Here is a 16,029-nt window from a genome sequence, read left to right as displayed (position 1 = left end):
GATACTTATGCGGCTTTTTTTCGAAAATATGCCAAAAATAAGACGAAAAAAGCATCGACTTGACTAGAAAAAAGGAAAAATTGAAAATTTCCAGTTTGCGGGTAGATGCATCTGAATGAGTGCGTTGTAACTGTTACAACAAAAAAGTTATTACACCTCGCCCAAAATTTTTAGAATAGATTAATTTAAAGGACAACAATTCCGCCGAATTCACGGCTGTTGTTGGGGTTGGTATACAATGAATAAGTGGATGAAAGTAATGCCAGTGGCAGTTGCTGCCTTTGGCTTATGGGCGTGCGGCGATGAAGCTATGACTTCTGCCGCGCAATGTACAACAAAAGAATGCTTGGAACAGGTCGGTCAATCCGCTGGAATTATTTCTGGTGGAGAATCTAGCTCCAGTTCGTACGCCGAAAATAGCGTAGAATCAAGTTCTGATGACGGTTCTGGCAGTCAGGGACCTGATTCTTCTGCAGATGCACAATCTCCGACGAGTAGTTCTGATGTCGCTATTTCTAGCGGTGCATCTAGTAGTAGTGTCCTTGGACCTCAGCTTTCGTCGAGTAGCGATGCTTTGCCTGGAAGCAGCAGCGATGCTGTCTCTAGTTCTAGCCGTGGACATCATCAATCTAGTTCGTCTGCAGCAAAGCCGGAAGTCTCTAGCTCTAGCGAATCAACGCCTCCGACTCCGGTAAATGAATTTGTTGAAGACCATCGCAGTGAATGCCAGATTGGCAATATCCCTTCAAGCGTGAACAACGCAAAACTGCCGGACCCGTTTATGGGTCTTGATGGCAAGCGTATTTCTAGCAAGGCTGATTGGAAATGCCGTCGCGAAGAAATCGGTGCCATGTACGAAAAGCTCATGTTCGGTACAAAGCCGCGCAATCCTGAAAAAGTCGAAGGCTCGTATTCTGGCGGAAAGCTCACCATTAAGGTCACCGACAAGGGCAAATCTGGTTCGTTCTCCGTGAAAATCAGCAACGCCGGTACCAAGGACAAGCCGAAGCCTGCGATGATCGGTTTTGGCGGTGGCATGATGGGCGGTTGCGGAAGCCTCGGCAACGCAACGAACGGTCTTGACATCGCTCAGATTACGTTTAACCCGGATGACGTCGCTCCAGAAAGCGGTGGAGGCATGTTCTTCAACATCTATGGTGGTAACACGAACAACTACGGCACCATTATCGCGTGGGCCTGGGGCGTGAGCCGCATTATCGATGCTCTTGAAAAGACGCCTGAAGCCGGTATCGACGTGCACCACCTCGCCATGACGGGATGCTCTCGTTGGGGTAAGGGAACGCTTGCCGTGGGTGCATTCGATGAACGTATTGCCCTCACGATTCCGCAGGAATCCGGTTCTGGTGGCGCATCGCTTTGGCGTGTGGGCGCTCAGGTGAACAAGCAGAAGGGTAAGCAGTTCGTTCAGGGCTTGAGCAGTGCTGGTTCCGAAGGCAAGTGGATGATTTCTAGCTTCAAGAACTACGATGGCAAGGAAAATACGCTCCCGTTTGACCAGCACATGTTGGTGGCTATGGTGGCTCCGCGTGCGCTCCTCATTCTCGACAATGCAGGTCAGGAATGGTTGGGCGAAGTTCCGTCGAACTATTGCGGACAAGCTTCTAAGGAAGTTTATGACGCTCTCGGTGCAACGGAAAATTACACCTACAGCCAGGAAGGCGGTCATGGTCACTGCCAGCTTCCGAACGGGCAGTTTGACGAAGTCAAGGACTTTATGAACAAGTTCTTGCTCGGCAAGGATGCCAAGACGGGTAAGATTGACTACACCAAGAATACTCAAACCATCAACTTCAAAAAGTCTGAATGGATCGACTGGGAAACGCCTAGCTTGAAGTAATTATTAGTCGTTAGTTGTTAGTCATTGGTTATTAGTTATTGGTTGTTTTTTCTAATGACTATTGACCATTGACTGATTATAAAAAATAACCGCCGACATTGTGTCGACGGTTTTTGTATACTTTGTGCTTTTTTTACAGAGAATCTTGGAACTTATGGAATTTGTCCAAAAGTTCTGCGTAGGTCTTTGTGGCTTCGAGCTGCGGGAACTGTGCCACGATGGAATCCGGAGCGCAGAAGAAACAGCCCTTGTCGGCCTGCTTGAGCATGCCCGTATCGTTGAAGGAATCGCCTGAGGCGAACACCTTAAAGTTGAGTTCTTGCAGGTGCTTTACGACCTTCGTCTTTTGGTCGCTCATGCGCAAGTGATAACCCTTGATCATGTCGTTTTCAACCACGAGATTGTGGCAGAAAATTGTCGGGAATCCGAGATTCTTCATGATGGGGTAGGCGAATTCCTGGAATGTATCCGAGAGGATAATCACTTGGGCTTCGTCGCGGAGCGTGTCCATAAAGTCGCGGGCGCCGTCGAGGAGACCGAGATTTGCAATAACGTTCTGGATGTCAGAGAGCTTGATGTTTTCGCGTTCGAGAATCTTGATGCGGCCCTTCATGAGCACATCGTAGTCGGGAATGTCGCGAGTGGTGAGGCGGAGGTCCTTGATGCCCGTCTTTTCGGCGACGGCAATCCAGATTTCTGGTGCAAGAACGCCTTCCAGGTCAAGAGTGACAACACATTGCTTAGTAAACATGATTTTAGGTGTTAGGTTGTAGGTTTTAGGTGGTTGTGGCTTAAGGGTCTTTAGCTATTAGTCATTAGTTGTTAGTAGATAATTGTGCTTACGGCACCAAACTTTAAAAAACTAAAGACCATTGACTAATGACTATTGACCTAGCACTATATTTTCTTATTTCTCTCGTCTATAATTTCTTGCATGTCGGCAGGTGTAATCGTGTAGTTTGTGCGGCAGAAGTCGCAGACAACGTTCAAGTCCTTGTTTTCGCTGCTGAGTTCCTGCAAGTCCTTGAGCGGGAGCGTTGCAAGTGTAGCGAGCATGCGGTCCTTGCTGCACGGGCAGAAGGGCTTCGGGTCGATTTCGCGCACCACTTCGATGTCGTACGGGCCGCGGAGCTGGTCCAGAAGTTCATCAAGGTCAAAGCCCTTGTCTGCTTTGTACATGTCACAGAACTTCGGGAGATTCTGCACGATGACTTCGATTAGGTTGATGTCCTTGTCCTCGAGGTCCGGGAATGCTTCGATGTAAAAGCCTGCGGCGTAATCGAGAACGCTCGGGTCCTGCGCGTTGTACTGGGCTTCGATTCCAACGGCGGAGCGAATCTGTTCGGACTGCAAAAGGTATGTAGCGAGGTTCTGACCCACGGAAACGGACGGAGCTTCGATAATACTTTCGTGAACGCGCTTGCCCTGTTCGTTCAACTTTACGACTTGCACGTGCTGAGGCACGAGGGCGGGTTCGTTTGCTCCGATTGCCTGGAGCTCAGTTTGCGGAATCATGGCGCGGACAAGACCCATCGGAGTCGAGTCTGTTTGAATCTTTGTGATTTCGCCACCAAACGTAGTGGTATAGGAAACAGTACCTGCAAATTTAAGGCCTGCGCTCAAGAAAATGCTTGCGATAGAGTTTTCAGCAAGCAACTTGAGGGCAAAACCCTTGGCGTTGTGGTGACGGCCGATTTCGTTCATGGTCTCTGTCAAATCGACCACGATAAGGCGGAAGGGCGTTTTTTTGCCCGTCGCGCGGATGATTCTATCTTTGAAATTCATACCTTAAATATAGAATTTCACGATATCTCTGATGTTGGTGCTGTTTAAAAATGAGTTAAGAACGCAAAAAAAATAATGAAAAAAGGTAATTGAATTAGAAAAAAAGCTATAATAACTAAGTAAACATTTGGAGGTATTATGCAGATTCTCGTCTTGTTGGCGGATGGTTTTGAAGAAACGGAATTCGTTGTTCCTGTTGATTTGTGGCGCCGTGCCGGATTCAAGGTGACGGTCGCTTCTGTTTCGGGGGCCGATGTTGTGGATGGTGCCCATGGGCTTAAAATTCAGGCCGATGTCGCATTGAAAAAGCTTGAACCCACTGATTTTGATGCCGTCTTCTTGCCAGGTGGCGGTGTTGGCGTGCAGAACCTCAAGGCAAGCGCTGCTGTTGAAAATGCAATTTGCAGCCTCAATGATGATAATAAATGGATTTTGGCTATTTGCGCCGCTCCGACGGTACTCAGCAAGGCTCGAATTCTTGTCGACAGAAAGGCTACGTGTTATCCTGGCTGCGAGACTGATCTTGTATGCAGTGAATTTTCTACAGACCGCGTCGTTGTTGACGGAAATATCATTACAAGCCGTGGTCCGGGTACAGCTGAAGAATTTGCTCTAAAGTGCATTGCCGAGATGGGTAGCACTGAACTTTCTGAACAAATCCAACGTCAAATCGTTGCTCGCTAAGTTGTCTGTATCATACTGTATCATGACAAAACCCTGAGGTATTCCCCTGTAACTATGCGGGGGATTTTTTTTATAGACGGTTTATAATTTGTTTATTCATTCTTAAGTTGTTAGTCAATAAGTACAATGTTTGTACGATAAAATATTTTTTTATTAAAAATTGAATTTAGGTGACACATTATATTGTAAAAAATGCTATATATAAAGTACTCCATATACACCAATAAGGGTCGGAAACTAAAATTTCCGGCCCTTTCCTTTTAATAATTAAATGTCCACAGTTAAAAAATCAAAAAATGCCCGGCATAGCCGAGCATGATTTTTTAGTCAATAGTTGCTGTTTTCGGCGTTTTGGCGCCAAAATTATCCGACGCTATGTTCGAGTTTTAAAGTCAACAGTTGGCGGGCCTCTGTGGCAAATTCGCCCGGGAGTTCCTTGAACACATCCTTGCAGAATCCACCTACCATAGCTTGTATGGCGTCTTCGCGCTTGATGCCGCGGCTCTCGAAGTAGAACAGCTGATCTTCACTGATGCGGCTTGTGGTCGCTTCATGCTCGGTCTGGGCGCTTGCGTTTGCGACGGTGATGTAGGGGAACGTGTGGGCGGCGCTCTTGGTGCCGACGAGCATGCTATCGCACTGGGTGTAGTTGCGGGCGCCTGTAGCGGACTTGCGGATGCTCACTTCGCCACGGTAGGCGTTGCTGGAGCAATCGGCGCTGATGCCCTTGGATATAATCGTGCTCTTGGTATTCTTGCCGATGTGGATCATCTTCGTGCCGGTGTCTGCCTGCATGTGGCCGTTCGTGAGGGCCACGCTGTAGAATTCGCCGACGGAATTGTCGCCCTGCAAGATGCAGCTCGGGTACTTCCACGTGATGGCGGAACCCGTTTCGACCTGCGTCCAGCTGATGCGGCTGTTCTTGCCCGCGCACTTGCCGCGCTTGGTGACAAAGTTGTACACACCGCCTGCGCCCGTTTCGCGGTCACCGGCATACCAGTTCTGCACGGTAGAATACTTGATTTTGGCGTTTTCTTTGGCCACGAGTTCCACGATTGCGCTATGGAGCTGCTTGCTTGAAAATTCAGGGGCAGTACAGCCTTCGAGGTAGCTCACGCTTGCGTCGTCATCGGCGATAATCAACGTGCGTTCAAACTGGCCTGCTTCCTTGTTGTTGATGCGGAAGTAGGTGGAAAGGTCCATTGGGCACTTGACTCCAGGCGGAATATAGACGAAACTACCATCGCCAAAGACTGCACTGTTGAGGGCCGCAAAGTAGTTGTCGCCAGCGGGGACCACGCTACCAAGATACTCTTCAATGAGTTCCGGGTATTCTTTGATGGCGTCGCTGATGGAGCAGAAGATAATGCCCATTTCCATGAGCTTCTTCTTGTGGCTTGTGTAAATGCTGACGGAATCGAACACGGCATCGACGGCGACGTTCGCGAGTCGCTTCTGTTCGTCAAGCGGGATGCCGAGTTTTTCAAAAGTTGCCAAGAGTTCCGGATCGACATCCTCGATCTTTTCGTGGCTCTTCTTGGTCTTCGGTGCGGAGTAATAGACGATGTCTTGCAAATCGACGGGATTGAAGTGGAGCTCGCCCCAGTTGGGCTGTTCCATCGTCTTGAGCTTTTCGTAGGCTCTTAAGCGGAAGTCGAGCATGAATTGCGGTTCGCCGCGAAGTGCTGACGCCCTGCGGATGATATCCTCGTTAAGGCCTTTTTCGAAGGCTTCGTTTTCAATATCAGTGACAAATCCGTATTTGTAATTTTCGCTCATCTTTAACCCGCTTTAAACGAGTGCAAAGATAGTAAAATGTGGGAGCGATTCCAAAGGAAATGTCCCCAATTCTGGTTTAACCTATAGATGTGGTAGGTTTGAGATTTGTCCTTGTTACCTTGGTCTGTCATGCCTGCCACTTGTCACCCCGGACTTGTTCCGGGGTCGCCATCCTGAAGCAGTCTTCCTCGACCTAGTCATCCTGGAGCCGAAGGCGATAGGATCCAGTGAAGTTTACCCTTTCTTTATCACTTCTACGGTGAGCTTGTTGAATGCAATCTTCCCGCCTTCGCGTAGTTCTAGCGCTGCCCTGAATGTCGTATCGTTTTTCTTGAACGGTTCAAGGATCGGTGTGGATTTGTTCTTGAGGAGCGTTTCGACTTCTTCATCGGAAAACTCGCGTTTGAAGAATGTTTTGGGAATCCCGTAATTGCAGGCGGGGTTCATGCAAACGTAGGCGGCAAGTGTTTGCACTTCGCCGTTTGGCGTTTGCGTGGTGGTGCCGCTACGGAATCGCAGTTGGTCGCCGCAGCAAGGGCAGGGGAGGTCTCTATGGACAAATTCAAAATTCGTGCGACCGTCTTCTCCGAGCTTTAGGTAGGCGTCGAATTCTGTTCCTTTCTTGCTCTTGAATCCGGTTAAAAGTTCGGTCTTGCCGCCGGTGAGGAGAGCCTTGATGTCTGCTACGCGGAGCTTTTTGCCCGCAACAGATTTGAACAAGGTCCAGTTACAAGCTGGGCAGAAGATTGCGTTCTTGTTTTCTTCGAGTTTCTTTTTGCAGAGCGGGCAGTTGAACTTGGTTTCGGTGCCGTGGAAATGACCGTCGTTCTCGAACGCGAATGTCGCCTTGAAATCTTTGTCCCAGACGACTTTGGCGTTGAAAGTCGTGCCTTTTTTGGTCAAGAATCCGCTGATGATTTGCGTTGTGCCGTTGTTGAAAAGTTCTGCAATTTCTGTGTCGCTCATGACGTGCCCGGCAATGGTCTTGTAGAAAACGAAGTCGCAAGTCGGGGCTGTGTTCGGCGTAAGCGTCGGGTCGCCATTTTCGTTGTTCGAAGTCGTGACGTCGCTCCCTTCGCAAATCAGGCGGTTGCCGGAATCCAGCAATGTCTTGCCGCATTTGGGACACTTGTAATTGGTCGGCGTTTTGGCCCGGGCGTCATCGGAAAATTCAAAGCCAATGTTGCCGTCATCGCCTAATGTGAGCGTGGCACTGAATGTCGTTCCCTTTTTGCTCTTGAAACCGCTGAGCAAATCGGACTTGCCGGTTTTCAGGAGTGTCCGCATTTCGGCGTGGCTCAGTGTGCGGCCTGCAATGGTGTGGCCCGCCTTGAATCCGCATTCGGCATTCTTGCAAACATAACCCCACGGCGCAATTTCGAGCGGGCTGGAACATTTCGGGCAGGGAATGGCGTCGGTGACGGTTTCGCGTTCGAACTGGCTTCCGTATTTTTGACGCAAATGTTCAAAGAGTTCCTTGACGTAATTCACGATGCCGTCGCGGAATTCGATAGGCGTGAGTTTGCCTTTTTCGACTTGCGAAAGTTTGAATTCCCATTCGCCGGTCATTTCGGGCGACTTGACTTTTTCGTCCATGAGCGCGATGACTTCGCGGCCGCGGGCGGTACTGACAAGGTAATTCTTTTGCGCTTCGATGAATCCGCGTTTTTTGAGCGTTTCGATGATGCCGGCTTGCGTGGCTGGCGTTCCGAGACCGCGTTCTTTCATGGCTTCGGCAAGTTCTTCGTTTTCGATTTGCTTGCCCGCCGTTTTCATTGCGGCAAGGAGCGTCGCTTCGGTGAAGTACTTGGGCTTGCTCTTCTTTTTCTTTTGCAGTTCTAGGCTGTCAAACGGTGCGTGGTCCCCGAGATTCCATTCCGGGAATGTCTCGACAATGTTTGTGATATCGTCGCCATCGCCTTTGCCTTCGGAATCTGCACCTTTCGCGTCGTTTGTCATGCCGGACTCTGTTCCGGCATCGCCTTTTTTCTTTTTCGACGGTTTCTTCTTTTCTTCTTTGACAAGTGCGCGGAATCCCAAATCTTCATTCCGCTTGAGCTTTAGGCGGAAAATTTCGCTACTTGTCATGCCGGACTCCGTTCCGGCATCGCCTTTTTTGCCAGCCTCTAGCAGAACCTCCATTTCGCTCCAGACATACGGCTTGAGCCATGCCTGCACAAAACGTTCTTTTGCGAGCTTGTAGATGTTTTCTTCCATCTCAGGGAGATTCTGCGGTTCTTCTCCTGTGGGGATGATGGCAAAGTGGTCTGTAACTTTACTGGAGTTGATGAAGACAAAGTTTTCGTTGCTGCCTCGCATGACGGATTTTTCTTGCGGCGTGGCAAGTCTTTGGGCAAGTGCGTAAGCTTCTTGCTGCATCGTGTCCGGCAGGTATTGCGAGTCCGTACGTGGGTAAGTGAGCAACTTCTTTTCGTATAGGTTTTGTGCGCAGTCGAGAACTTGCTGAGCACTGTATTTAAAACGCTTGTTGCCCTCTTTTTGCAATTCCGTCAAGTCAAAAGGCTTTTGCGGGAACTGCTTTTTCTGCTGGATGTCGATCTTTGCAATCGTCGCTTCTTCCGGCGGCGAGCATTTGTCTATAACAGCTTGGGCAGGTTCTTCTTTCTCGAAAATCGCAACTTTTAAATTGCTTTGTTTGTCCGCCGCGACTTTCTCATCTACAGGCGTGCCGGAATCGCCTTTTTCCTCTTTAGTTTCGCTTTTGACGAGCTGCGCCTGGAACCCTTTCCACGTTCCCACAACACTGTAATAAAACAGTTCCTTGAACTGCTCGACAATCGCATCGCGTTCCACGACAAGGTTTAGTGTCGGAGTCTGCACGCGTCCCACCGAAATCATTTTTCCGCGTCCGGCGGTGAGCGTGTAAGCGCGAGTCGCATTCAGCCCGACCATCCAGTCGGCACGCTGGCGGAGCCTTGCCGCATAGCTCAAATTCAAACGCTCTGTCGCGTCTTCCAGATTCTTCCAAGCCTTGTCCAAATCCTTCGCCACATAGCTGTTCACCCACAAACGCTTGATCTGCTTTTTGCGGAAGTCTGGCGTGTAGTCGAGAATCAAGTCGAAAATCAAATTACCTTCACGGCCCGCGTCCGCGCCGTTCACAAGAACATCCGCCCTTGCCATCATGTCGCGCACAATCGCGAGTTGCTTTCGCGTGCTCTCAATTTCCATCAACTTGAATTTTTCGGGCAAAAGCGGCAAGTTCGAAAGTCGCCAACCGCCCTCGAAACCGGGGTAGGCGTCCAACGGCGCAAGCGTAATCAAGTGACCCACGCACCACGTGATGCAATGGTTCTTGCCGATCAGGCACCCGTCGCCTTGCGTAAACTTTTCACCCTCAATACGCTCCAGCATAGGCTTGTAATGCTGATTGGCAACAGAAGGTTTTTCGGCGACGAGTAAAATCATAATTGCCGAAAAGATATAAATTTTTTCAGTTTTTAAGGGATTTTAGTCTACTTGTGGACTATCAATCTTTTTTAATATACCCGCTAAAACAAACCGACTAAAAATTCGAAAAAATGTTTTATATAGTAGATGATATCAAATACGAACAAGATTAACCCAAACGGGGCTATAGGCAGAATTGGAATAACTCCAATCGCCGCAAAAAACATCCACACCTTTCTTTGGACAATCTCTATTTTCAACGAAAACAAATCAAGCAACAACAAAATAGCCGACGCAAGCGTCACTAAAGAAAACAACAGCGCATCCGGTCTGTCGGAAACAGAATCAAGACTATTATCTACAAAAATCATGGACGTTGGCGCATAATGAACTGCCAAGCATACTGCAGAAATAAAAGCAGTCAAAGTAAAGAATATATTTATCAATTTCTTGATCAATTGAACCACTCCATAGCGCAATGAGCTGAAATGACATTCCTGCTCAGAGCGCTTTTCTGAAGTACGATTTTATTGCTAAATGGGCTTGGCTCTATTGTAAAGCCATCTAATGGTTCTGCATTATAAATAATTACGATAGAATCCTTTTGTTCATCAATTCCAATACCCGTTCCTTGAACAACAGCCCCAATTCCTCCACGGGGCGCAAACCTATATGTCAAAATATTTTTTCTAGTATTATCATCGTCTTGATACTGGAGATGCCAAACATAATAGGCCCTAGAATCAACAAAGAAATCGTACCAAAATGATTCGTTTTGATTCTCCCGTTCTAGGAAAATCCTTTTGCCATTCAATTCGCATTGCTTGGCTCCTTTATTTTTCACTCGAAAGCCATAAACATCTCCAGGATAGTTATTCTCATATATGGGAAAAGTCCCACCCTCAATTGGATTAAAACAGGAGTGACACAAAGACAAATATGAAAGAAAGATTATGGTAAAGGTAATTTTCGCCCACAAATCATTCTTTTTAAAAAACTGAACCGCTTGTGATACTGTTATCTTAGTTATTTGCATACAACAGATAGAATATACAAATTCTAGCCCGACTTAGTCGGGTTTTCTTTTTTGCATATTGCAAACCACTTTTAAAATCGATTTCTTTTAATCCCTTAAAATTCCATACGCTACAAATCATCTTCTAATTCACTGTAATCAAAATCGGGCTTATTATAGGAACGCATAGGCCCAGGATGTACTCGAGGAGGACTCAATGTAAAGCCTGCATCATCCAAAATACGCTTGCGGTTAGATTCAAAGTGATCACTCTCGATTACCCTCTGCATAAACGTTGCGTAATCTTCAATAACCTTGTAAACCTTGTCGAAAGTCGAGCGAAATGCTTTACGCTTGCTTTCCACACGCGGCGTCGGTAACTGTTTTGCAAGATCCAAGGCAAAAACTTGGACGGAGTCGAGCTGGCTCTGCATTGCATCATAAGCCAGACGAGCGCTATCACGAGAAGCTACGGACACAAACGGCTGTTCCGTGAGCTTTTCAGTCTGAATCAAGGCGTCGAAAGCGTTCTTGTAATCTTTCTTCATGAAGTAGCAGTAACCGATTATGAGGTAAGCTTCGGACACGATGAAGGATTCCGGAAGGTTGTTGATAATCCACTTGACGTACTTCATTGCTTCATCCGGCTTGTTGACCTTGAGGAAAGCCCATGCGATACCGAGCATAGCTTCGTCAAATACCGGGGAATCCTTTTGGACCTGACCATACATCTGAGCGGCAGCTGCGATGTCCGGCTTTTCACCAGAGAAGAAAAGGTGGCCGAGCTTGACCTTGGCGGCATTTTGTATGTCGCGTTCGGACTTGTTGAAAACCGGCTGTTCCGTAATGGCGCGGAAGCAGTTTTCAGCTTCGTCAAACTTGCTCATACGGCTGTAAGCGATACCCATGGTGTAACGGGCGTATAAGTAGTTCGCGTTACCCGGATGGATTGTGGCGAACAGGTCGATAGCTTCCTGATAGAGGCCCTGTTCGAACTTAATCTGGCCGGCAATGTAGTCTGCGTCAACCTTCGCATCGCTTTTGCCGAACTTCTGGGCGAAAATCTGGTACTTGTTCAAAGCTTCCGTGTACTTGCCTTCCTTATAGTCCATGTTCATCAACTGAAAGTGATACTTGGCGAGTAGGTTACTCTGCGGATAGCGCATGATGGCGTCTCGGTAAATTTCCCTAGCAGCCTTGTGCATACGGAGGTTTTCAAAGGACTTTGCCTCGTAAAAAGCAGCCAGGTCCACAAGGTGGAATGTCGGGTACTTGGTCTGGATTTCACCGAAGGCGTATGCAGCTTCTAAAAACTGGCGGTTCAAGAAAAGACGCTTAGCGGCGCGGTAGTCGTCGAGCGGACCCGTTTCAAATAATCCTGCCGAGTTCTCGTACATCCAGGTGCTACTACCATATTCGGGAGACCACTCATCTTGCTGATACTGATTCGGCGTGTCGGTGGCCTTTGCAAACAAAGAAGTGCAGGCTACGGCAAGCCCGATAGCGGCCGTTTTGACGAAACTAGTACGCAACACCATTTTATTTATGCTTGAAATAACTCTTCTATAAAACCCACTTCAATATACTTTATTTTGTTTGGGTGAACAAGCGATTGAAAAAGTGTTTTTTGAGAGGTTTTGACTGTTTTTTTGAAATAATATATATTTCCTAAAAAAAAGATTTTGTCTTTAATGAAGTCTTGGGGGGCTTTCATGAAAAATACACTTGAATATTTTTTAGGGGTATTTCTCCTATTTTCCGTTTGCGCATGGAGTAAAGCATCTGATATCCTTATCGTCGTTGACGACGAAATGATAAAAGACAACGAAATCAGGAATGCCATAAACACCTATACAGATGACATCTGGAATACTTATCAGGTAAATGCCTCTATCGTATCTTTCAAATCCCAGAAGAACGGCGGGAAAGCGACCGACCTAAAAGAAATACTCGTAAGCAAGAAGGATTCTATCACGGGAGCCGTTTTTGTTGGAGACATTCCGCGAGCTCAATTTGAATTTTACCAGAAAACAGAAGAAGGATTCCGATACCAACGTTGGGTAACAGACTTATACTTCATGGATCTTGACGGTATTTGGAAAGACACTGCTGCCGGAGGCCCCGAAGCCTATGGCGGAAAGTTGTTTGACACCACCACGACAACATTAAACTTCAATGTAGTCAACGGTTCTCCGATACCAGGGAAAGTGCCGGCGGATAGTTTTTCAATTGCATATTCCGGATACATCAAATCTCCTGTCACCGCACTTTGTTCCCTGCAACTTACCACGGACAATGACAGACGCCTTTGGATTAACGATTCCCTGCTCATTGACGCATGGTTCAACAACTGGGACATTCCCTATTACAGCGCTTTTCAATTCCAAAAAGACAGTCTCTACAAATTCAAACTGAACTATGCAGAAGAATTTGGCGACGCTTATCTTACCCTAAAATGGAAATGCGGGGATAATGCCTCCTATCAACCAATCCCTGATTCCGTTTGGCGTCAAAATGACAAGAGCACACGCGGTCTCAATCAAACCTATTACGGAAATATTTTCATGATAGATTCGCTCCCCGAAGAGGACATAAAGCACCTTTGGATTTCTGGAAAATCCAATGGAGTTTTTGACGGGCACTATTCCAAAAGTGGCGCAGTTTCTGATTCCTTTGAAATATGGGTTTCTCGAATTGACCCCAACACGGCCGGTTTCTACGGTAACCCCAAAACACTTTTATTGAGATATTTCGAGAAAATCCACAGCTACTATCTCGGTTTGTTCAAGAAACGTACGCGTAGTGCCATGTTCCTAACTGAGGAAGGAGGCTTAAACAATCCTCTAGACCAAAAATTCGTTGATGGTTTGAGTCTTCTTTATTCCCCAGACTCCCTTGATAAGTCTATCGCTGACGGGCAGGAATATCTAGACAACATAAAATCAGATAAGTATGATTGGGCCCTTTACGGTGGGCACGGAGGCCAAACTGGCCTTGGAAACGGACTGGATATAACACAAGTGGAAAGGAACATGTGCGTCTCACCGAGATTTTTCCACTTTGCTTGCTGTGGTCCACTTACCTGCTATGATTTCTACGGCAACGCCAATAGTGCCTCTGTTGGAAGCGAGCATATCTTTAACACGATTAACGGCGGTTTTGTAAGTATCGGTTCGTCCAAAACCAGTGGAAGCGACCAAATGGATTGTTTCATGTACTACGCTTTTGAGCACAAGTTCATTGGCGAATCGTTCCGGGAATGGGTGAATGAAAGGGTGAAAAGAAACCAGTACGGCCATAAGGAAGACCTTTACGATTGGTTCTATGGAGAATCGATTATCGGAGATCCGATGCAAAAACTGGAAGTGCCAGAACAAAAAACGATTCGCATCCACAAAGTCAATGCACAACAGAAACCACAAAAAAACGGCAAGCTGTATGACCTTTTGGGAAGAATCAAAGGCTTGACAAATTTATAAAATAGTGTACATTTGTGTATGTAGCAAAGGAGGCTTTGCAATGAAATTAGAAGGCTTTGGACTTTTTGTCGATGACATGGCGACTATGACTTTTCCGATGCGCACAAGGTTGCTCCGGACAAGTTAAAGACCGTAATCCGCCATCCGATTCGGAAAAAGTGATTGTTCGGAAATACCGAACAACCACTCCGTGCCCCCTTGCCATTCCCCTCGAAACTTTGTATATTCATGCACATGAGAAAAACCTTGAACCTTCTACTTCTACTTAGCATCGCTACCGAAGCGAGGTTTTAGGGATTTTTCAAAGATTTTCAAAGAATTTAAACCTAAAAGCGCCCGCTTCGAGAATGAAGCGGGTTCTTTTTTATGGTGAAATTCTATTTTTGGAATTGAAAAATTAAAGGAACTTTGCGGTCTTGAAGCCGGCAAGGAGATAAAAAATGACTGAAACGAGAAAACCATTCTTCTATGACGTAACACTGCGTGATGGTAACCAGGCTCTTCCGAAGCCTTGGAACAACGCCCAGAAAAAAGATGTTTATCTGTTGCTCTTGAAGCTCGGTGTGCAAGGAGCCGAAGTCGGTTTCCCTGCGTCTAGCGAAATGGATTTTGAATCGGTCATGGAACTTGCAAAGCTCACCGCGCAGATGGCGGAAGAAGGCGACGAAACGGCAAAGAATGTCGTGGTTTCCGGCCTCGCTCGCTGCATCGAAAGCGATATCCAGCGCTGCTGGGAAGCGGTCCAGTACGCTCCGCATCCGCGCATCCATACGTTCCTCGCCACAAGCCCCTTGTCCATGGAAAATGTGCTGCACATGACGCCCGAACAGGTCAAGGAAAAGGCTGTGAAGTGCGTGAAGTTTGCAAAATCCTTGGTTGGTGACAAGGGCGATGTGGAATTCAGTGCCGAACATTTTGGCGACTGCCTCGAAAACATGGATTTTGTGATCGACGTTCTGAAGGCTGTTGTCGAAGCCGGTGCGACGACGATTAACCTGCCGAATACGGTGGAACGCTACCGCCCGAAGCTCTACGTCGATCAGGTCAAGCAGGTTTACGAAGCTCTGCCCAAGGACATCACGATTTCTGTCCACTGCCATAACGACCTCGGCATGGCAACGGCTGCTACTGTCGAAAGCTTCTTCGTTGGTGCTACCCAGCTTGAAGTCGCATTGAACGGCCTCGGTGAACGCTGCGGTAACACGAACTTCTACGAAGTCGCGATTGGCCTGCATAACTCCGGTGTCGATACGGGCCTGCACCTCGAACGCATTTACGAAACGGCAATTCTCGTGAGCCATTGGAGCGGCGTGCCTATATACATCCGTGCTCCGTTGATCGGTACCGAAGCTATCGTCCACCGCAGCGGCATTCATCAGGATGGCGCTTCCAAGACGAAGGACATGAAGAAGGGCGCATACCGTCCGATTGATTACTCGATCATTGGTCGTAACCAGAACGATACGCTCAGCTTCACGAGCCAGAGCGGCCGCACCGCCGTGTACGAAATCATCACGAAGTTCGGCTACAAGATGACCTTGCAGGAAGCTTCCAAGTTGCAGCCGGTGCTGAAGCGCTTGAGCGAAGCCGAAGGCGAACTCAGTGCCGAACGCGTGCTTGACGTGTTCCGCGAACAGTTCGTCAACGTGAACGGTCGCCTGGTGTTCAACAACATCGAAGTTATCCCGGACGAAAACCGCTTCATTTTCCACTTCAAGAAGGATGGCGAAGCGCTTGTGAAGTCCGTGACGGCCGAAGGCCCGATTGAAGCTGCCCTTATGCTCATGCGTGAAATCGGCATGCCGGTTGAACTCGTGAAGTACCGCCAGCTTGTTGTTCCTGAAAAGGACAAGTTGTGGGCAGGTCGTGGCTTAAGCCGCATTGTCTTGAAGGCTAACGGCGAAGAAGTTGAAGGTCGCGGTGTCTCGAGCGATACGCTCAAGGCCAACATGCGTGCTCTCTTCGGCGGCGTGAACCTGATTTACAAGAAAGCATAACGTTACGCGTAATTGAAATGT

General features: G+C 47.7%; 11 protein-coding genes. 4 read left to right on the top strand and 7 right to left on the bottom strand.

Annotation, left to right across the window (positions count from 1 at the left end; genetic code table 11):
- The first annotated feature begins 259 nt into the window (after positions 1 to 259).
- Positions 260 to 1,858 carry a glucuronyl esterase domain-containing protein gene (locus tag BUC30_RS14425; protein WP_244536670.1) on the top strand — a complete coding sequence of 533 codons (1,599 nt, stop codon included), beginning with the start codon at positions 260 to 262 and terminating at the stop codon, positions 1,856 to 1,858.
- Positions 1,859 to 1,991: 133 nt separating this feature from the next.
- Here BUC30_RS14425 and thrH read toward each other — a convergent pair whose 3' ends face one another.
- Together thrH and BUC30_RS14415 are read right to left on the bottom strand one after the other, a co-directional pair.
- Positions 1,992 to 2,609 (bottom strand): bifunctional phosphoserine phosphatase/homoserine phosphotransferase ThrH, encoded by a 618-nt coding sequence (gene thrH, locus BUC30_RS14420; RefSeq protein ID WP_014546980.1) that lies wholly within the window; start codon positions 2,607 to 2,609, stop codon positions 1,992 to 1,994.
- Positions 2,610 to 2,755: 146 nt separating this feature from the next.
- Complete coding sequence (locus tag BUC30_RS14415) at positions 2,756 to 3,643, bottom strand: Hsp33 family molecular chaperone HslO (RefSeq protein ID WP_073442965.1); 888 nt, start codon at positions 3,641 to 3,643, stop codon at positions 2,756 to 2,758.
- A gap of 138 nt (positions 3,644 to 3,781) precedes the next feature.
- On the opposite strand from BUC30_RS14415, the gene BUC30_RS14410 reads away from it, so the two are divergent.
- On the top strand, positions 3,782 to 4,327 hold the full coding sequence (locus BUC30_RS14410; RefSeq protein WP_073442963.1) for a DJ-1 family glyoxalase III: 546 nt from the start codon (positions 3,782 to 3,784) through the stop codon (positions 4,325 to 4,327).
- Between the two features lie 363 nt (positions 4,328 to 4,690).
- Here BUC30_RS14410 and sufB read toward each other — a convergent pair whose 3' ends face one another.
- The 5 genes from sufB to BUC30_RS14385 form a co-directional block, all read right to left on the bottom strand.
- Positions 4,691 to 6,106 carry a Fe-S cluster assembly protein SufB gene (sufB, locus tag BUC30_RS14405; protein ID WP_014546983.1) on the bottom strand — a complete coding sequence of 472 codons (1,416 nt, stop codon included), beginning with the start codon at positions 6,104 to 6,106 and terminating at the stop codon, positions 4,691 to 4,693.
- A 234-nt stretch (positions 6,107 to 6,340) separates the two neighbouring features.
- Positions 6,341 to 9,535, bottom strand: a complete 3,195-nt coding sequence (locus BUC30_RS14400) for a type IA DNA topoisomerase (RefSeq protein WP_073442961.1) — start codon at positions 9,533 to 9,535, stop codon at positions 6,341 to 6,343.
- A gap of 83 nt (positions 9,536 to 9,618) precedes the next feature.
- A complete protein-coding gene (locus BUC30_RS14395) occupies positions 9,619 to 9,975 on the bottom strand; it encodes a hypothetical protein (protein ID WP_073442959.1) in 357 nt (118 codons plus the stop codon).
- On the bottom strand, positions 9,972 to 10,553 hold the full coding sequence (locus BUC30_RS14390) for a hypothetical protein (protein ID WP_073442957.1): 582 nt from the start codon (positions 10,551 to 10,553) through the stop codon (positions 9,972 to 9,974). Before BUC30_RS14390 ends, BUC30_RS14395 begins: the two co-directional genes overlap by 4 nt.
- 110 nt (positions 10,554 to 10,663) lie before the next feature.
- Entirely contained in the window at positions 10,664 to 12,070 is a 1,407-nt protein-coding gene (locus tag BUC30_RS14385; protein WP_083555951.1) for a tetratricopeptide repeat protein, read from the bottom strand.
- Positions 12,071 to 12,244: 174 nt separating this feature from the next.
- On the opposite strand from BUC30_RS14385, the gene BUC30_RS14380 reads away from it, so the two are divergent.
- The gene (locus BUC30_RS14380) at positions 12,245 to 14,011 is read left to right on the top strand and encodes a PA14 domain-containing protein (protein ID WP_073442955.1); all 1,767 of its coding nucleotides are present in this window, start codon (positions 12,245 to 12,247) and stop codon (positions 14,009 to 14,011) included.
- 440 nt (positions 14,012 to 14,451) lie between these two features.
- Positions 14,452 to 16,008, top strand: coding sequence for a 2-isopropylmalate synthase LeuA2 (leuA2, locus tag BUC30_RS14370; RefSeq protein ID WP_073442951.1), 1,557 nt, complete (start codon positions 14,452 to 14,454; stop codon positions 16,006 to 16,008).
- Positions 16,009 to 16,029 lie beyond the last annotated feature (21 nt).

It is taken from the genome of Fibrobacter sp. UWB7, assembly GCF_900142945.1.
Lineage (GTDB): Bacteria > Fibrobacterota > Fibrobacteria > Fibrobacterales > Fibrobacteraceae > Fibrobacter.
This window is presented reverse-complemented; position numbering and strand designations above follow the sequence as displayed.